We start from the raw sequence: 20,860 nt of genomic DNA, 5'->3' as shown, positions 1-20,860 counted from the left end.
AAGGATTATGGCGTCTCATTACGAAGCACCTATTAGAAGACCTTTAGTTACAGGTGAAAAATCATACCACGATGTATCTGTGGATGTTGCACGACCTGTTGAAGGTAAAGCCAATAAAGCTTGGTGGATAGTTTTTTCTATTTCATTAGTAGCTTTTCTTTGGGGAATTGGATGTATAATTTATACCATTTCAACAGGAATTGGTGTTTGGGGTCTAAACAAAACTGTTGGTTGGGCTTGGGATATTACTAACTTCGTTTGGTGGGTTGGTATTGGTCACGCAGGAACTCTGATTTCTGCAGTACTTTTACTATTCCGTCAAAAATGGAGAATGGCAATTAACCGGTCTGCTGAAGCAATGACAATTTTCTCGGTAGTTCAAGCAGGATTATTCCCTATTATTCACATGGGTCGTCCATGGTTAGGGTATTGGGTATTACCAATTCCAAATCAATTTGGATCACTTTGGGTAAACTTTAACTCACCATTACTTTGGGATGTATTTGCGATTTCTACTTATTTATCAGTTTCACTTGTATTTTGGTGGACAGGTTTATTGCCAGATTTTGCAATGATTAGAGATAGGGCAGTAAGACCTTTCCAAAAGAAAATATACTCTTTACTAAGTTTCGGATGGTCAGGTAGAGCAAAAGATTGGCAACGTTTTGAAGAAGTATCTTTAGTGCTTGCAGGTTTAGCAACACCACTTGTACTTTCGGTACATACAATTGTATCTTTTGACTTCGCAACATCTGTAATACCAGGTTGGCATACTACAATTTTCCCACCTTATTTCGTTGCAGGAGCAATTTTCTCAGGATTCGCAATGGTAAATACACTTCTTATTATCATGAGAAAAGTGTGTAGCCTAGAAGATTATATAACAGTACAGCACATCGAATTAATGAACATTGTAATTATGATTACTGGTTCTATCGTAGGTGTAGCTTATATCACAGAGTTGTTTATTGCATGGTATTCTGGAGTAGAATACGAGCAGTATGCATTCTTAAACAGAGCAACTGGTCCTTATGCTTGGGCATATTGGATGATGATGTCTTGTAACGTGTTCTCACCTCAATTTATGTGGTTCAAGAAATTAAGAACTAGTATTATGTTCTCATTCTTTATCTCTATTGTGGTAAACGTTGGAATGTGGTTTGAGCGTTTTGTAATTATCGTAACATCATTACATAGAGATTACTTACCATCTTCATGGACAATGTTCCAACCAACATTTGTTGATATTGGAATCTTTATTGGAACTATTGGATTCTTCTTTGTATTGTTCTTACTATATGCACGTACATTCCCGGTAATTGCACAAGCAGAGGTAAAAACAATTTTAAAATCATCAGGTGAGCGTTATAAAAACATCAGAGAGAGAGGAGATAGTTTAGTTGGAACAGGAGCTGATGAAAGAACTTCGGGAAAAAAAGTAGCTATTAAAGCAAATGAAAAGCCTAAAGTTGATAACTCAGATAAGGTTAATAGTTTGTTTGAAAGTATCGGAAAGTTTGATGCTAACACTCAAAAAGCTGACGACCTTAAACTAATAAATGGTATTGGTCCTAAGATGGAAGAAGTATTAAATAGCATAGGTATTTATACTTTCTTACAAGTGAGCAAAATGACGAAAAAAGAATATGATTTGTTAGACGAAATCACAGGCACTTTCCCAGGAAGAGCTGAGCGTGATGATTGGTCAGGACAAGCTAAAAATTTAATAAACAAATAATAGTATGGAAGAATCTTCGAAAGTAATTCACGCTATTTATACTGATGATGATGTATTAATGTCAGCTGTTAAGAAAGTTAAAGCTGAAAAACATCATATTGAAGAGATATATACACCTTTTCCAGTTCATGGACTAGATAAGGCTATGGGATTAGCTCCAACCAGAATTGCTATTGCTGCATTTATGTATGGTTGTGTTGGATTAACAGTTGCAATTGTAATGATGAATTTCATTATGATTGAAGATTGGCCTCAAAACATTGGTGGTAAACCAAGTTTTAGCTATATAGAAAATATGCCTGCATTCGTACCAATTATGTTTGAGCTTACAGTGTTTTTTGCAGCTCACTTAATGGTAATTACATTTTATTTACGTAGTAGAATGTGGCCGTTTAAAGAGGCTGAAAACCCAGATACTAGAACTACTGATGACCATTTTTTAATGGAAATTGCAATTCATAATAACGAAAAAGAATTAGCTGATTTATTAAAGGAAACTGGAGCAGTAGAAATTAACATAATTGATAAAGCGCATTAATACAGATGAAAAGCTTATTTAAAATAACAGTATTGATTGTAGTATTAGTATCGGTTGTATCTTGTAAAAAAGATACTAGACCAAACTACCAATTTATGCCAAATATGTACGAACCTGTAGGTTATGAAACTTATAGCGAATCAAATGCTTTCAAAAATGGGTATGAGGCACAATTACCTGCAGAAGGTTCTATACCAAGAGGATTTAAACCTTTTGATTTTGATAGCACTAATGAGGGTTATGAATTGGCTAAATCTACACTTACTAGTCCATTAGATTCTACACAAGTTGATACAGAAAGAGGTAAAATTTTATATGACATATACTGTGGGATTTGCCATGGAAATAAAGGTGATGGACAAGGGAACTTGGTTAAAAGAGAAAAAATATTAGGTGTACCAAGTTACGATGATGCAGGAAGAATGTTAACTGTTGGAAGTATTTATCATACAATTTACTATGGTAAAAATGCAATGGGTTCTTACGCTAATCAGCTTAATGAAGAAGAGCGTTGGCAAGTAGTTGACTATGTGCTAAAATTAAAATCAGAATTAGGAGGAAATAAGACTGTTAAAGATTCAATATAGATATGTATACATTTTCAAATAAATTAAAGACATTTTCAATTGCCTTAATCATTTTAGGATTAATAGGTGTTGGATATGGTTTTATGACATCTCATAAATCTTTAGATGATGTAAAAACAATGTTGGCAGAAGAATCATCTGCTCATGGAGGAGGTCATGGTGAAGTAACTGCGCATGAAGTTGTTGCTGGACATGATAACGATACACATTCAGAAAACAAAGGAGCAGAAGTTTCAGAACACCATGGAGACGAACATGCAAAGCATGTACAACATCAAATAGCTAATAGACCTTGGTCTGCATTATATGTTGCAGCATTCTTTTTTATGATGATTGCTCTTGGTGTATTAGCGTTTTATGCAATTCAATTTGCTGCTCAAGCAGGATGGTCTCCAGTACTATTTAGAGTTATGGAAGGAATTACTGCATATTTGCTTCCTGGAGCTCTAATTGTTTTAGGAATTGCTGTGGCATCTGGTACTTCTTGGTTAGGAGGTCATTACAATTTATTTGTTTGGATGGATCCTGAAGTAGTTGCTCACGATAAATTAATTCAAGGTAAATCAGGATTCTTAAATATGACTGGCTTTATCATTCGTGGATTAATATTTATAGCAGGATGGTGTACTTACAGATATTTTGCACGTAAATTTTCTATCGCACAAGATAATGCTGATGTTAATGATAATAGAAATTTCAAAAAATTATTCCGTATTTCAGCGGCATTCTTAGTATTCTATATTTATACAGAGTCTATGATGTCTTGGGATTGGATTATGAGTGTAGACCCACACTGGTTTTCTACATTATTTGGATGGTATGTGTTTGCAAGTATGTTTGTAAGTGGTATTACTGTTATTGCACTAGTAACAATCTATTTAAAATCTAAAGGACTTTTACCTCATGTAAATGATAGCCATTTACACGATTTAGCAAAATTCATGTTTGGTATTAGTATTTTCTGGACTTACTTATGGTTTTCACAGTTTATGTTAATTTGGTATTCAAACATTCCAGAAGAGGTAACATACTTTGTTACTAGATTCCAAGATTACCAATTACCATTTTTAGGCATGGTAGTTATGAACTTTGTATTCCCATTATTATTGTTAATGAATAGTGATTACAAACGTATTCCTTGGTTTGTAATTATGGCTGGTATAGTTATTTTATGTGGACATTATATAGATATATTTAATATGATAATGCCTGCAACAGTTGGAGACAGATGGTTTATTGGAATTCCGGAAATTAGTTCAATAATGCTATTTGCAGGATTATTTATACTTGTAGTATTTACAGCTTTAACAAAAGCACCATTACTACCTAAAGGGAATCCTTTTATTAAAGAAAGTGAACATTTCCATTATTAATAACATTAAATAAAGAAGAGATACGACAATGACTGCTTTTTTAACAATTATAATAGTACTTTTTGTAGCTGTTGCAATTTGGCAAATGGTGAAAATATTTGATTTAGCTCAAGTTAATACTGACGAATCAAATACTGGAGTTGCAACTGATTATGACAATAAAATTAATGCTTATTTAATGATAGGTTTCTTAATTTTTATTTATGTCATTACCATTGTGTGTTTTGTAAAATGGGGAGATTTACCTTTAATGTCAAACTCAGCATCAGCACATGGTCCAGAAATAGATAATTTGATGATCATATCTATGGTTATCATATTTATTGTGCAAACAATCACTCAATTTTTACTTCACTACTTTGCTTTTAAATATAGAGGAGAAAAAGGAAAAAAAGCATTGTTTTATGCAGACAACAATACTTTAGAAGCAATATGGACAATTATTCCTGTAATTGTATTGGCAGGTTTAATTATTTATGGATTGTTTACTTGGACTAGCATTATGAATATTAATGAAGATGATGACCCAATGGTTATAGAGTTATACGCTCAACAATTTAACTGGAAGGCTCGTTATTCTGGTCAAGATAATGTTTTAGGTATGGCTAATGTTAGATTAATAGATTTAGACAGAGCTAACATTTTAGGGCTAGATGAAGCCGATCCAAATGCTCAAGATGATGTTATAACTACAGAGCTTCATTTAGTTGTTGGTAGACCTGTGCATTTTAAAATGCGCTCTCAAGATGTATTACACTCTGCTTATATGCCTCACTTTAGAGCACAAATGAACTGTGTTCCTGGTATGGTAACTGAATTTGGTTTTACACCTACAGTAACTACTGAGCAAATGAGAGCTACACCAGAAATGGTTGAGAAAGTTCAACGTATTAATAAAATAAGAGTCGAAAAGAGTGAAGCTTTAGTTGCTAAAGGAGAAAGTGCTTTAGACACTTACACATTTGATTACTTATTATTATGTAATAAAATTTGTGGTAAGTCTCACTACAATATGCAAATGAAGATCATCGTTGAAACTCAAGAAGAGTTTGACGCTTGGATGAAAGAACAAAAAGAATTTAAAAATTCTTTAAACTAAACTAATAAAAATCGTTTTAAAAAAGTATATATAGATTATGTCAACACACGCAGATACTCACGCACACGACGACGATCACGGACATCATCACAAAGAAACATTTGTAACAAAGTACATCTTTAGTCAAGATCATAAAATGATTGCTAAACAGTACTTAATTACAGGTACAATAATGGGTGTTATAGGAGTTATAATGTCTCTTATGTTTCGTATGCAAATTGCATGGCCAGAAGAACCTAATGTTATCTTTGAAGCTTTATTAGGTAAATGGGCTCCAGATGGAGTTATGGATGCAGATATATATTTAGCATTAGTTACAATACATGGTACAATTATGGTATTCTTTGTATTGACAGCAGGATTAAGTGGTACGTTTAGTAACTTATTAATTCCGTTGCAAATTGGAGCACGAGATATGGCTTCTGGGTTCTTAAACATGGTGTCTTATTGGTTATTCTTCTTATCAAGTGTAATCATGGTAATCTCGTTATTTGTTGAAGCTGGACCAGCTGCTGCAGGATGGACAATCTATCCACCATTAAGTGCATTACCAATGGCTCAAGGAGGTTCAGGAATGGGTATGACATTGTGGTTGGTATCTATGGCTATCTTTATTGCATCATCTTTATTAGGATCATTAAACTATATTGTTACTGTAATTAATTTACGTACAAAAGGAATGTCAATGACAAGATTGCCTTTAACAATTTGGGCATTTTTCATTACAGCAGTAATTGGTGTTATTTCATTCCCTGTATTACTTTCAGCAGCATTATTATTAATAATGGATAGAAGTTTTGGAACATCATTCTTCTTATCTGATATATTTATTCAAGGTGAAGTATTACATTATCAAGGAGGTTCTCCAGTATTATTCGAACACTTATTTTGGTTCTTAGGACATCCTGAAGTATATATCGTTATCCTTCCTGCTATGGGATTAGTTTCTGAAATTATGGCATCGAACTCACGTAAACCTATCTTTGGATATCGTGCGATGATTGCTTCTATTTTGGCTATTGCTTTCTTATCAACTATCGTTTGGGGACACCATATGTTTATCTCTGGTATGAATCCATTCCTTGGTTCTGTATTTACATTTACAACATTATTAATTGCAATACCTTCAGCTGTAAAAGCCTTTAACTGGATTACAACCATTTGGAAAGGTAATTTACAATTGAATCCTGCTATGTTATTCTCCATCGGGTTTGTTTCAACATTCATTACAGGAGGATTAACAGGTATTATTCTTGGAGATAGTGCCTTAGATATAAATGTACACGATACATATTTCGTTATTGCTCACTTCCACTTAGTAATGGGTATTTCTGCTCTTTACGGAATGTTTGCAGGTATATACCATTGGTATCCAAAAATGTTTGGTCGTATGCTTAATAAAAATTTAGGTTACTTACATTTCTGGGTAACTGCGGTTTGTGCTTATGGTGTATTCTTTCCAATGCATTTTATAGGAATGGCTGGTTTACCAAGACGTTATTATACAAACTCTAACTTCCCATTATTTGATGACCTAGCAAATGTGAACGTTATCATTACAATCTTTGCGTTGGTTGGTGGAGTTTTCCAATTAGTATACCTATACAATTTCTTTAGCAGTATGTTCTTTGGTAAGAAAACAGTACAAAACCCTTGGAAATCTACAACATTAGAGTGGACTGCACCAGTGAAACATATTCATGGTAACTGGGAAGGTGAAATTCCTCACGTATACCGTTGGTCTTACGATTATAGTAAACCAGGATATGAAGAAGATTTTGTGCCACAAAATGTGCCTTTAAGAGAAGGTGAAGAAGAACTTCAGCACTAGAAAAATATATTTATAATACAACATCAGCCTTTCTAATTAAGAAAGGCTTTTTGTTTATATTTGTGTTGTATGAACGAGAATCTAAACCCATCTAACGAAAACTTTTCTTCTGAAGAACTTGATGTTGAAAAAAAATTAAGACCATTATCATTTGATGATTTTACAGGTCAGGATCAGGTATTAGAAAACCTTCAAATTTTTGTCCAAGCTGCAAATGGTCGTAATGAAGCATTAGACCATACACTTTTTCATGGGCCTCCAGGACTTGGAAAAACCACTTTGGCTCATATTCTTGCTAGCGAATTGAATGTTGGTATTAAAGTTACTTCAGGGCCAGTTTTAGATAAACCAGGTGACCTTGCTGGATTACTTACAAATCTTGAAGAACGAGATGTTTTGTTTATTGATGAAATACATCGATTAAGCCCAATTGTTGAAGAGTATTTATACTCTGCAATGGAAGATTACAAAATTGATATAATGATTGAGTCTGGACCAAATGCAAGAACAGTTCAAATTAATCTTAATCCATTTACACTTATTGGAGCAACAACACGTTCAGGATTATTAACCTCTCCAATGCGTGCTCGTTTTGGTATTCAAAGTAGATTACAATATTATAATACAGAGCTATTAACAACTATAACTCAACGTAGCGCCTCTATTTTAAATGTACCTATTTCTATGGAAGCTGCTGTAGAAATTGCTGGTCGTAGTAGAGGAACACCACGTATTGCAAATGCATTATTACGTAGAGTTAGAGATTTTGCTCAAATTAAAGGGAATGGAAGTATTGATATTAAGATTGCTAAATTTGCTTTAGAAGCTTTAAATGTTGATGCTCACGGATTGGATGAGATGGACAATAAAATTCTTACTACTATAATTGATAAGTTTAAAGGCGGACCAGTTGGCATTACTACTTTAGCTACAGCTGTGAGTGAAAGCGCTGAAACTATTGAAGAAGTTTACGAACCTTTTTTAATCCAACAAGGATTTATTATGAGAACACCTCGTGGGCGCGAAGTAACAGAATTAGCATATAAACATTTAGGAAAAATTAAAAATAATATACAGGGAGGTTTGTTTTAATGCCAAACTACAAGTATCCATATAAAGTATCATTCTTTAAATTTTTATTTAATTCTTCTGAAATCACCAAAAACCCAATCCCTTTTCATAAAAGATATTTTAATGAAAGTAATGAAGGGTCTTTTTCTATTAAACCATTTTTTAGTAAACAAATCATACTTACTAAAGATGCAGAGCTAGCAAAGCATATTTTACAAAAGCACCATAAGGTTTACGAAAAATCGAAGTTACAGACTAAATTTTTATCAAAGTATATTGGTTATGGTTTATTAACTTCAACAGGAGATTATTGGCTGCAACAAAGAAGACTTATTCAACCAGCATTTCATAAAGAAAAGATTAATAATCTTGTTGCAATAATTAATCAAACAGTAAATGAGCAGATTAAAAACTTAAAATCTGATGATTTTGTGCAGCTATATCCTTTAATGAATGAGCTAGCTTTTCAGGTGGTAGCAAAATCACTATTTAATTATTCCGCAGAAAAACATACACTTAAAAGACTGCAAGTAATTATTGAAACACTTCAAAAATTTATTGTAAAAGATATTAGGCAACCTCATAAAAGATTATGGTTTATACTCAAAGGCGATATAAAGCATAATATGAAGTTAGTTAAAGAAAGTAGAGCTATTATTAATAACATTATAGAAACTCGAAGAGCCTCTACAGAAGAGCATGACGATTTATTAGATATGCTTTTAAAAGCAAAATATGAAGATGGAACATCAATGACAAACACTCAGCTTATTGATGAGATTTTAATACTCTTTGTAGCAGGTCACGAAACAACTGCAAATGCCTTAACCTTTACGTTATTTTTACTTGCAAACAATAAAGAAGAATTGAATAAAGCTAAAAGTGAGAGTGTCAATTTAGATAACAATACTTTAGCTTTTGAAACATTACCAAAGCTCAATTTTATAAAAATGTGCGTTGAAGAAAGCATGCGGTTATATCCTTCGGCTTGGATAACAGATCGTGTTGCTCTCGAAGATGATGTTTTAGGGAATTATCATATTAAAAAAGGAACTCTAATAGGAATTTCTATTTATGAAATGCATAGGAACATTAATTATTGGGAAGATGCAGATAAATTTCAACCAGAGCGTTTTTCTGATAAAAACAAGAAAAAAACAGCAGCATATTATATGCCATTTGGAGCTGGCCCAAGATTATGTATTGGTAATAATTTTGCTATGTATGAAATGATGCTCGTAGTAAATACAATTATTAATAAATTTAATATAGAAACCAATAAAGCAGAAGTAAAATTAAATCCGTTAATTACATTAAAACCTCTAGATGTAGAAATGAAATTTACTTCAAAATAAAAATGATTAACTCTAAGAATCATAATACAAGTTTAATTAAAGCTGAAGCTAAACGTCTTGGCTTTTTGTCTTGTGGTATTAGTAAGGCACAGTTTTTAGAAGCTGAAGCACCAAGACTAGAAAAGTGGTTAAAAAACAACATGCATGGCGAAATGCAATACATGGAAAATCATTTTGATAAACGTTTAGACCCAACAAAATTGGTTGAAGATTCTAAAAGTGTCATTTCTTTATTGTTGAATTATTATCCATCAGAAGTCCAAAATTCAGAAAGTTATAAGTTGTCAAAATATGCTTTTGGTACAGACTATCACTTTGTTATTAAAGACAAGCTTAAATCACTATTAAATTTTATTCAAGATGAAATAGGAGATGTGAGTGGTAGAGCTTTTGTAGATTCTGCTCCAGTTTTAGATAAAGCTTGGGCAGCAAAAAGCGGATTAGGTTGGATTGGGAAACACAGTAATTTATTAACACAGCAAGTGGGTTCATTTTATTTTATTGCCGAGTTAATTATTGATTTAGATTTAGAATACGATTTACCAACAACAGACCATTGTGGTACCTGTACAGCATGTATCGATGCTTGTCCAACTCAAGCTATAACAGAGCCTTATGTTGTTGATGGTAGTAAGTGCATTTCTTATTTTACAATAGAGTTAAAAGAAAATATTCCAACAGAATTTAAAGGACAATTTGATGATTGGATGTTTGGTTGTGATGTTTGCCAAGATGTATGTCCTTGGAATCGATTTTCAAAATCACATAACGAGCCACTATTTAATCCTAATCCTGAATTATTATCAATGACCAAAAAAGATTGGGAAGAGATAACAGAAGATGTTTTTAAAAAAATATTTAAAGATTCAGCTGTTAAACGCACAAAATTTTCTGGATTAAAAAGAAATATTCAATTCTTAAAAGATTAGACTTTAATCCTTAGTATTATTACATTTGTTATTGTAAAACGAATTCAATAAAACGAATTTCGAAGTGATTTAATCCAGATTATATGAGTAAGCAGAGTAAACGAAGAGAAGCATTAGTATATCACGCAAAACCAACACCAGGAAAAATTCAGGTTGTACCTACTAAAAAGTATGCAACACAAAGAGACTTATCTTTAGCATATTCTCCTGGAGTAGCAGAGCCTTGTTTAGAAATAGAGAAAGATAAAAACAATGTGTATAAATATACAGCTAAAGGTAACCTTGTAGCAGTAATATCTAATGGTACTGCAGTTTTAGGTCTTGGTAATATTGGTCCAGAAGCCTCTAAGCCTGTCATGGAAGGAAAAGGATTGTTATTTAAAATATTTGCTGATATTGATGTGTTTGATATTGAAGTTAACACAGAAAATGTTGAAGAATTTGTACAAACTGTAAAAATGATTGCGCCAACTTTTGGTGGTATAAATCTAGAAGATATTAAAGCACCAGAAGCGTTTGAAATTGAACGTCGTTTAAAAGCAGAATTAGATATTCCTGTAATGCATGACGATCAACATGGTACTGCTATTATTTCGGCTGCAGCATTATTAAATGCTTTAGAAATTTCAAATAAAAAAATAGAAGACGTTAAAATTGTTATTAGTGGAGCAGGCGCTGCAGCAATCTCTTGTACGCGTTTGTACCAAGCTTTTGGTGCTAAACGCGATAATATTGTAATGACTGATAGTAAAGGTGTTATTAGAGATGATAGAGAAGGGCTTACACCTGAGAAGACAGAATTTGCAACGCATCGTAAAATAGACACACTAGAAGAAGCAATGAATAATGCCGACGTTTTTATTGGGTTGTCAACAGCTAATATAGTGACTCCAGAGATGTTAAAGTCGATGGCTAAAAACCCTATTGTATTTGCAATGGCTAATCCAGATCCAGAAATTGAATATCAATTAGCAATCGATACAAGAAAAGATATTATAATGGCTACAGGTCGTAGTGATCATCCTAATCAAGTTAATAATGTGCTAGGATTTCCATTTATTTTCAGAGGAGCTTTAGATGTTAGAGCAACAAAGATTAACGAAGAAATGAAAATGGCTGCTGTTAAGGCTTTGGCAAATCTTGCTAAAGAACCAGTTCCAGAACAAGTAAACATTGCCTATGGAGAAACACGTTTAACGTATGGTAAAGACTATATTATACCTAAACCTTTTGATCCTCGTTTAATTGCCGAAGTACCACCAGCTGTTGCAAAAGCTGCTATGGAAAGTGGCGTGGCAAAAGAACCAATTGAAGATTGGGAAAAATACAAAGAAACTCTTTTAGAACGATTAGGGTCTGATAATAAGATTGTTAGACTGTTAACTAACAGAGCAAAAATGAACCCTAAGCGAGTTGTTTATGCAGAAGCAGATCATTTAGATGTGTTAAAAGCAGCTCAAATTGCACATGATGAAGGCATTGCTATTCCTATTTTATTAGGAAGACGAGAAACAATTCTTCAATTAATGGAGGAAATTGAATTTGAAGCTAATGTTCAAATTATTGATCCAAAATCTGATGAAGAGGAAGCACGTAAAAATAAGTACGCAAAAGTATATTGGGAGCAACGTAAACGTAAAGGAGTAACACTTTATTCGGCTCAAAAAATAATGCGAGAGCGCAATTATTTCGCTGCAATGATGGTAAACGAAGGAGATGCTGATGCGCTTATTTCTGGTTTTTCAAGAAGCTACCCTTCGGTTGTAAAACCAATGTTAGAGCTTATTGGATTGGCAAAAAATGCAACAAGAATTGCAACAACTAATTTAATGATGACGCAACGTGGACCAATGTTTTTGAGTGACACATCCATTAATATTGATCCTACTGCTGAAGATTTAGCGAAAATAGCTCAAATGACTGCCAGAACAGTAAGAATGTTTGGTTTGGAGCCAGTTATGGCAATGATTTCATTTAGTAATTTTGGTTCTTCACCAAGCCCTAGAACAACCAAGGTTAGAGATGCTGTAAAACTGTTACATGAATCTAATCCAGATTTAATTGTTGATGGCGAACTGCAAACTGATTTTGCTTTAAACAGTGAAATGCTTGAAGAGATGTTTCCATTTTCTAAACTTGTTGGCAAAAAAGTAAATACATTAATTTTTCCTAGCTTAGACTCAGCTAATATAACCTACAAGCTTCTTAAAGAACTCAATAAATCTGAATCGATTGGACCTATTATGATGGGAATGCGAAAACCAGTACATATTCTTCAATTAGATGCAAGTGTTGACGAAATAGTTAACATGACAGCAATCGCTGTTATTGATGCACAACAAAAGGAAAGAAAAGAGCTAGAACTTAAAGCATCATTAGAAAACGTATCAGCTTCATAATGTAAATAATTTTATTACATTTGAGTTTTTAACTAAAGCTATTACATGATTACACACATTCAAGGAAAACTTGTAGAAAAAAATCCGACAGATGTTGTCATCGACTGTAATGGTGTAGGCTATTTACTCAATATATCATTACATACATATTCTCAAATTCCAGATAATGAGAATTTAAAGCTTTACTCATATTTAATTGTAAAAGAAGATTCTCATACTTTGTATGGTTTTTCGTCTATTGCCGAACGAGAGATTTTCAAGTTATTAATTTCTGTAAGTGGTGTAGGAGCAAGCACAGCAAGAACTATGTTGTCGTCTTTAACACCCAAACAGGTAAGAGAAGGAATTGCACATGGTGATGTGGCTTTAATTCAATCTATTAAAGGGATTGGTGCAAAAACTGCAGCTCGTGTAATTTTAGACCTTAAAGATAAAGTTTTAAAAGTGTATGATATTGACGAACTTTCTACGGTTAAAAACAATACAAGCAAAGATGAAGCGTTATCTGCTTTAGAAGTTCTTGGATTTGTAAGAAAACAATCAGAACGTGTTGTAGATAAGATAGTGTCTAATCAACCAGATGCCAATGTTGAAACCATTATAAAAGAAGCATTAAAAAACTTATAACGATTTGAGTACAACTAACTATACTTTTTCAAAATCAATTCAATATATACTGCTAATAAGTACTACACTTTTTAGTAGTTTAGTTTTTTCTCAAGATCCAACAACACCTCAAGATACTACTATTACAAGTTTTGCATTTGGTAATATAAATATGCCAAATCCTAATAGTATTGTTTCAAAATACACATACGACCCAATAACAGACAGATATATTTACACTGAAACAGTTGGGAAGTTTAATATTAATTATCCAATTATACTTACACCTGCCGAATATCAAAAGTTGGTTTTGCAAGAAAATATGCGTTTGTATTACAAACAAAAAGTTGATGCTGCTTCAGGAAAAAAGGACGGAACTGAAGAAGAACAAAAAAATCTTCTTCCAGAGTTTTATGTTAATTCAGGATTTTTTGAATCTGTTTTTGGAGGTAATACTATTGAAGTGATACCACAAGGTTCTGTTGAAATGGATTTAGGGGTTTTGTTCACAAAACAAGACAACCCAACATTTTCTCCGCGTAACAGAAGCAATTTCACATTTGATTTTAATCAACGTATAAGTTTAAGTTTATTAGGTAAAGTTGGAACAAGACTTCAGGTTACAGCTAACTATGATACACAATCAACATTCGATTTTCAGAATCTAATTAAATTAGAATACACACCAACTGAAGATGATATTATCAGGAAGATAGAAGTTGGTAATGTTAGTATGCCACTTAATAGTTCGTTAATTACTGGAGCACAAAGTTTATTTGGTGTGAAAACAGAGCTGCAATTTGGTAAAACAAGAGTGACAGCTGTATTTTCTGAACAAAAGTCACAATCACGATCTGTGGTTGCACAAGGAGGAGGGACATTAGAAGAATTTTCTTTTTTTGCAAGAGACTATGACGAAAATAGACACTTCTTCTTAGCACAATATTTTAGAAATAAATATGATGCAGCAATGTTGCGTTATCCTTTTTTAGAAACTAATGTTCAAATAACACGTATTGAAGTTTGGGTAACTAATAGAACTAATCAAACAAATAATGTTAGAAATATTACAGCTTTTCAAGATTTAGGAGAGTCTTCAATAGTTGGTTCCACTGTAAACATTTTGCAACCAGGAGCCTTACCAAACAATCCAAACAACGCATTTGACCCAACAAACATTGGTGGACCAGGTTCTCAATTAACTGCAGCAGTTAGAGATATAACTACAGTTGAGCAAGGTATTTTAATTCCTGCCAACGAAGGATTTGATTTTGGTAAACTTGAAAATGCTAGAAAACTTAATCAAGGTTCAGATTATACTCTACATTCACAATTGGGATATATATCATTAAATCAACGATTGTTAAACGACGAAGTTTTAGCAGTTGCCTTTCAGTATACAGTTGGTGGTACAGTTTATCAAGTTGGTGAATTTGCTAATGATGGTGTGAATGCTACAGATACTTCTACAGATACTAACACTGGGAATACTATAATAAATAACAATAGCTTAGTGTTGAAAATGCTTAAAAGTGCCATAACTAGTGTAGATCAGCCTATTTGGGATTTGATGATGAAAAATATTTATGACACTGGAGCTTATCAATTAAGTCAAGACGATTTTAAATTAAATATATTTTATACTGAAGCCTCTCCTCTAAACTATATAAAACCTGTTGATGGAACTACATTTCCAACATTTAACAGTAACACACCAATAGACCCGACAGATGATTCCGAAATAGTTGATACACCTTTAATAAGATTATTTCATTTAGATAGGTTAAACTTTAATAATGATCCTCAAACAGGTGGTGACGGTTTTTTCGATTTTGTTCCTGGACAAACAGTTTTAATTCAAAATGGAAAAATAATCTTTACAAAAGTTGAACCTTTTGGACGATATTTATTTGATATTTTAGATGATGATGGTAACCCAAATAACAATGCAGCAGACTACGAGCAAGATGTTTATACCAATCCTAATCAAGAAAAATATGTATATGACATTCTTTATAAAGCCACTAAAACAGCAGCTTTAGATGAAAGTGAAAAAAATAAATTTCAATTAAAAGGGCGTTATAAATCATCAGGAGGAGATGGTATTCCTATTGGAGCTTTTAATGTGCCAAGAGGCTCTGTTAAAGTAACAGCAGGAGGAAGAGTATTAGTTGAAGGTATTGATTATACAGTAAATTATCAATTAGGACGTGTACAAATTTTAGATGAAGCCCTAAAAGCATCTAATACTCCAATAAATGTTTCAGTAGAAAACAATGCAGTATTTGGACAACAAACACGTCGTTTTACAGGGATTAATGTAGAGCATCAGTTTAATGAAAAATTTGTATTAGGAGCAACGTTTTTAAATTTGAATGAGCGACCAATTACCCAGAAAGCAAATTACAATACAGAATCTATAAACAATACCATATTTGGACTTAACGGAAATTATTCAACCGAAGTTCCTTTTTTAACTCGATTAGCTAATAAATTACCAAATATTGATACTGATGTGCCATCAAACTTATCTGTAAGAGGAGAGTTTGCATACTTGGCGCCAGGAGCACCAAAGGGCACAGATTTTGAAGGAGAAGCAACTGCTTATGTTGATGATTTTGAAGGCACACAAGGCTCTATAGATTTATTATCACCTCAATCTTGGTTTTTATCTAGTAGACCAAAACAGCTTGGTATAACAGCAAATGAAGATGATAATGGTATTGAAAACGGATTTAACAGAGCTATGCTTAACTGGTACACAGTAGATCCTATTTTTTATAGTAATCAAAGACCTAGTGGTATAAGTGATGATGATGTTTCTAATTTATATACAAGGAGAGTTTTTATTGATGAAGTTTTTCCTCAAATAGATGTAGTGCAAGGACAAAGCACTGTAATTCCAACATTAGATTTAGCATATTATCCAACCGAAAGAGGTCCTTATAATTTTCAAACAAATAACATTGATATAGCAACAGGTACTTTAACTGCACCTAACAATAGTTGGGCTGGTATTACCAGACAAATAACGTCTACAGATTTTGAGCAAGCTAATGTTGAGTATATAGAGTTTTGGGTACAAGACCCATTTTTAGATAATACTACAAACCCAGGAGGAAAACTTACAGTTAATCTTGGTAATATTTCAGAAGATATTTTAAAAGACGGAAAAAAACAATTCGAGAACGGGTTGCCTGAAGATGGAGATATTAGTTTTTTAGCTCCAACTGTTTATGGAAGTATTGTACCAAGAAATCAATCTTTAATTTATGCGTTTTCAACTACAGGTCAACAACGAAGAAATCAAGATGTTGGTTATGATGGTTATGATGATTCAGAAGAAGCTGTACCTGGAGATCCAAGATATACTCCTTTTGCAGGATTAGAAGATCCATCTAAAGACAATTACAAGTATTTTTTACAAGCAGATGGTGATATTTTTGAGCGTTATAAACTGTATAATGGATTAGAGGGTAACTCTCCAGATACATTTACAGATACCAATAGAGGTTCTACTCCTCAACCTGATGTAGAAGATATTAATAGAGATAATACAATGAATACTATAGATAGTTATTTTGAGTATGAAATTAATATTACGCCTGCTACACTTTCTGATCCAAATAACACTCAAATAAACGATATAAAAGTTAAAAACGTAACTCTGCCTAATGGCCAAACACGTGAGGTCAAATGGTACCAATTTAGAATTCCAATTGCTAGCCCAACTAGAGCAATAGGAGGGATTACCGATATTCGTTCAGTTAGATTTGCCAGATTATATTTAAAAGAGTTTTCTCAATCAACAGTATTAAGGTTTGCAACCCTAGATTTAGTAAGAAGCGATTGGAGACGTTACAGATTAACTTTAGATGACGAACCAAATAATGACAACGATAATACTGAATTAAATGTTGGGATTATTGGGTTACAACAAAACGAAGGAAATTATGTGTTACCTCCTGGAGTTGTTTTAGAGCAACTGAACAATAACAATAATATCATAAGACAAAACGAACAATCATTAGTAGTCGAAGTATGTGACCTTGAGCCTGAAGACTCTAGAGGAGTCTTTAAAAATATAAACATAGACATGCGTCAGTATAACAAGCTAAGAATGTTTATTCACGCTGAGCCTCAAGAAGGAATTAATTTGTCTGATGGTGAGTTGGTTGGTTTTATTAGAATGGGTAATGATTTTACTCAAAATTTTTATCAAATTGAAGTGCCATTGCAAGTGTCTACAGGAACATTGTCACCAACTGATGTTTGGCCAGAAGCTAATGAGATTAACTTAAAACTAGAAGTTTTAGAACAAATAAAATCATTAGGTATTTCTAATGGAACTTTAGCAAACATTGATCCTACATTTTATGATGTTACCGATTCAGGATTGACTGAAGTTGGCGAATTTGATCCACATACAATGGGTGTTCAACGTGTGGCAATTAAAGGAAATCCAAATTTTGGAGATATAAGAGTTTTAATGGTTGGGGTTAAAAACCCTGGACAAGGAGGTATGGATGCTTGTGGAGAAATCTGGTTTAATGAACTTAGATTGGCCGATTTAGATAATCAAGGAGGTTGGGCAGCAGTTTTAAGCATGGATACTAATATTGCAGACTTTGCCGATATAAGTGCAACAGGTCGAAGAAGCACAATAGGATTTGGTGGAATTGAGCAAAGACCAAACGAGAGAAGTCGAGAAGATGTAAAACAGTACGATGTTGTGACTAATATAAATTTAGGACAACTTTTACCAAAAAAATGGGGAGTACAAATCCCTTTCAATTATGGTCAAAGTGAAGAACTTATTACGCCTGAATACGATCAATTTTATAGAGATATTAAATTACAATCTCGTTTAGATGCCGCTACTTCAGATCAGGAAAGTGAAACCATTAAAACACAATCTGAAGATTACACTAAACGACAAAGTATTAATTTTATTGGAGTTAGAAAGCAAAGAACAGGAGATGCTAAACCTCGTTTTTATGATGTTGAAAATTTAACTTTTAACTATTCATATAATAAAATTGAGCATAGAGATTTTGAAATTGAAAATTCATTAGACCAAAAAATTAGAACAGGAGTTAATTATAACTACAGTTTCAATCCAATGGTAATTGAGCCATTTAAAGAAAACGATTCTATTTTCAGAAACAAATATTGGAAAATACTTAAAGACTTTAATTTTAATCCTATACCAACTAGTTTTTCTGTAAACACTGACATTTTACGTCAGTTTAATAAACAAAAATTTAGAGAAGTAGATTTAACAGGAGGGAATATTGGCTTAGAAGAATTATTCAGAAGAAATTATAGATTTGATTTTCAATATGCAATAAATTATAATCTAACAAAAGCATTAAGCTTAAACTTTACTGCATCTAATAGCAATATTGTTCGTAATTATTTTGTAGATGATGTAATCAATGGCAGGCAAGACCCAACACTGAATGTTTGGGATGGTTTCTTCGATTTTGGTGATCCAAATATTCAAAGTCAGCAATTACAATTAAATTATGAAATCCCTTTATATAAAATACCAACATTTAATTTTATTAGAGCGACATATTCATATACAGGCGATTTTAGTTGGCAAAAAGGATCCGACCTTAATAATAATTTACCAATTACAGATCCAGATACCAATGTTACAAACACTTACAATTTAGGGAATTCAATACAAAGTTCAGGGACTCATAATATTAATTCAAGTTTTAATATGGAGACTTTGTATAAATATGTTGGATTAACAAAAAAACAACCTAAAAGAAACAACGCAAGAAGTAGTGCCCCAAAAGGACTTCCTTCTAATAATGAAAAACAAGTAGAACCAAAGCAGAAAGGTAATGTAGCTGCTAATTCATCATCAAATAGTGCAGGCACAAAAGTATTTAATACTGCAATAGATATACTAACTATGGTTAAGAGAGTTCAAATTAACTATAGAGAGAATAATGGTAATTATTTACCAGGTTACTTAAGAACGCCAGGGTTTATAGGTACACTTAAACCAACATTTGGCTATACTTTTGGTGATCAAAGTGATATAAGAGATTTAGTTGCTAGAAACGGTTGGTTAACAGTATATCCTAATTTTAATGAGCAATACACAGAAGTAAGTAGTAAAACACTAGATTTTTCTGCAAATGTTGAGTTAGTTAAAGATTTAAAAATTGATTTTACAGGTAGTAGAACTTATGCATCAAATTTTACCGAAAACTTTAATGCTACTGATACAAATAATGATGGCTTAAGTGATACTTATAATAGTTTAATCCAAAATACTTTTGGTAACTTTAATATTTCAACATCATTAATAAAAACAGCATTTAGCAAAAGTGATGAAGTCCGTTCTGCAGCGTTTGAAGATTTTAGAGCAAACCGTTTGGTAGTAGCAAACCGATTAGCAAGAGAGTTTTATGGAAACAGTAACTATGCGGTTGATGCCGAAGGCTATCCTTTAGGTTTTGGAAAAAACAGCCAAGCAGTATTATTGCCTTCTTTTTTATCTGCTTACCAAGGAGCAAACCCAGACAAAGTTAAATTAAGTGCATTTAGAGATGTGCCTATTCCTAACTGGACGTTGAAATACACAGGCTTTATGCAGTTTGCTTGGTTTAAAAAGAACTTTAAGCGTTTCTCTGTAACTCATGGTTATAGAGCAGGTTATACAATTAACCAATTCCGAACTAATTTAGATTTTAATCCTGCAGATCCTACTTTAGATTATGCAAGTCAAAATCCAAATGTTTTAGACCAATCAGGTAATTATAAAAGCCAAAACCTTTATAGTAATATAAATTTAGAAGAACAATTTAGCCCATTAATTAGATTGGATTTCGAAATGAAGAATTCAGTTAAAATAGTTACTGAAATAAGAAAAGATAGAGTCTTATCTTTAAGTTTCGATAATAACTTATTAACGGAAATACAAGGAAAAGAATATATTATAGGTCTTGGATATAGATTTAAAGATGTAAGAATACGTTCTAAAATGGCTGGGCCAGGTCAAATCATAAAAAGTGATTTGAACATGAAGGCAGATATATCATTAAGAGATAACAAAACGATTATTAGATATTTAGATTTAGAAAACAATCAGGTGACTTCTGGTCAAACCATTTGGGGAATAAAATACTCTGCAGATTATGCTTTTAGTAAAAATCTAACAGGAATATTCTATTTTGATTATTCGTTCTCAGAATATGCTATTTCAACAGCCTTTCCACAAACAACTATTAGATCTGGAATTACCTTACGATATAATTTTGGAAATTAATTTTGAATTAAATCGTTTTAAAAAGTACATTTGTTACCATAAA

The 20,860-nt window shown here is 32.6% G+C and carries 12 protein-coding genes; all 12 read left to right on the top strand.

All coding sequences use genetic code 11. From position 1 onward, the window contains the following. The first annotated feature begins 7 nt into the window (after nucleotides 1-7). The gene (locus tag IEW41_RS11390; RefSeq protein ID WP_188606495.1) at nucleotides 8-1,738 is read left to right on the top strand and encodes a helix-hairpin-helix domain-containing protein; all 1,731 of its coding nucleotides are present in this window, start codon (nucleotides 8-10) and stop codon (nucleotides 1,736-1,738) included. Between the two features lie 4 nt (nucleotides 1,739-1,742). Further along, nucleotides 1,743-2,276, top strand: coding sequence for a DUF3341 domain-containing protein (locus IEW41_RS11385; protein WP_188606494.1), 534 nt, complete (start codon nucleotides 1,743-1,745; stop codon nucleotides 2,274-2,276). A 5-nt stretch (nucleotides 2,277-2,281) separates the two neighbouring features. Then, nucleotides 2,282-2,863 (top strand): c-type cytochrome, encoded by a 582-nt coding sequence (locus tag IEW41_RS11380; protein ID WP_188606493.1) that lies wholly within the window; start codon nucleotides 2,282-2,284, stop codon nucleotides 2,861-2,863. A gap of 2 nt (nucleotides 2,864-2,865) precedes the next feature. After that, a complete protein-coding gene (locus IEW41_RS11375) occupies nucleotides 2,866-4,236 on the top strand; it encodes a quinol:cytochrome C oxidoreductase (protein ID WP_188606492.1) in 1,371 nt (456 codons plus the stop codon). Nucleotides 4,237-4,264: 28 nt separating this feature from the next. Then, a complete protein-coding gene (locus IEW41_RS11370) occupies nucleotides 4,265-5,335 on the top strand; it encodes a cytochrome c oxidase subunit II (protein WP_188606491.1) in 1,071 nt (356 codons plus the stop codon). Between the two features lie 37 nt (nucleotides 5,336-5,372). Next, on the top strand, nucleotides 5,373-7,166 hold the full coding sequence (locus IEW41_RS11365; protein WP_188606490.1) for a cytochrome c oxidase subunit I: 1,794 nt from the start codon (nucleotides 5,373-5,375) through the stop codon (nucleotides 7,164-7,166). A gap of 69 nt (nucleotides 7,167-7,235) precedes the next feature. After that, nucleotides 7,236-8,258 carry a Holliday junction branch migration DNA helicase RuvB gene (ruvB, locus tag IEW41_RS11360; RefSeq protein ID WP_188606489.1) on the top strand — a complete coding sequence of 341 codons (1,023 nt, stop codon included), beginning with the start codon at nucleotides 7,236-7,238 and terminating at the stop codon, nucleotides 8,256-8,258. Then, complete coding sequence (locus tag IEW41_RS11355; RefSeq protein WP_188606488.1) at nucleotides 8,258-9,592, top strand: cytochrome P450; 1,335 nt, start codon at nucleotides 8,258-8,260, stop codon at nucleotides 9,590-9,592. Before ruvB ends, IEW41_RS11355 begins: the two co-directional genes overlap by 1 nt. A 2-nt stretch (nucleotides 9,593-9,594) precedes the next feature. Then, nucleotides 9,595-10,521, top strand: a complete 927-nt coding sequence (gene queG, locus IEW41_RS11350) for a tRNA epoxyqueuosine(34) reductase QueG (RefSeq protein ID WP_188606487.1) — start codon at nucleotides 9,595-9,597, stop codon at nucleotides 10,519-10,521. 83 nt (nucleotides 10,522-10,604) lie between these two features. Next, complete coding sequence (locus IEW41_RS11345; protein ID WP_188606486.1) at nucleotides 10,605-12,920, top strand: NADP-dependent malic enzyme; 2,316 nt, start codon at nucleotides 10,605-10,607, stop codon at nucleotides 12,918-12,920. A 45-nt stretch (nucleotides 12,921-12,965) separates the two neighbouring features. Continuing rightward, complete coding sequence (ruvA, locus tag IEW41_RS11340) at nucleotides 12,966-13,547, top strand: Holliday junction branch migration protein RuvA (RefSeq protein WP_188606485.1); 582 nt, start codon at nucleotides 12,966-12,968, stop codon at nucleotides 13,545-13,547. Between the two features lie 4 nt (nucleotides 13,548-13,551). Then, nucleotides 13,552-20,817 (top strand): T9SS outer membrane translocon Sov/SprA, encoded by a 7,266-nt coding sequence (gene sov / locus IEW41_RS11335; RefSeq protein ID WP_188606484.1) that lies wholly within the window; start codon nucleotides 13,552-13,554, stop codon nucleotides 20,815-20,817. Nucleotides 20,818-20,860 lie beyond the last annotated feature (43 nt).

It is taken from the genome of Aquaticitalea lipolytica, assembly GCF_014641635.1.
Lineage (GTDB): Bacteria > Bacteroidota > Bacteroidia > Flavobacteriales > Flavobacteriaceae > Aquaticitalea > Aquaticitalea lipolytica.
This window is presented reverse-complemented; position numbering and strand designations above follow the sequence as displayed.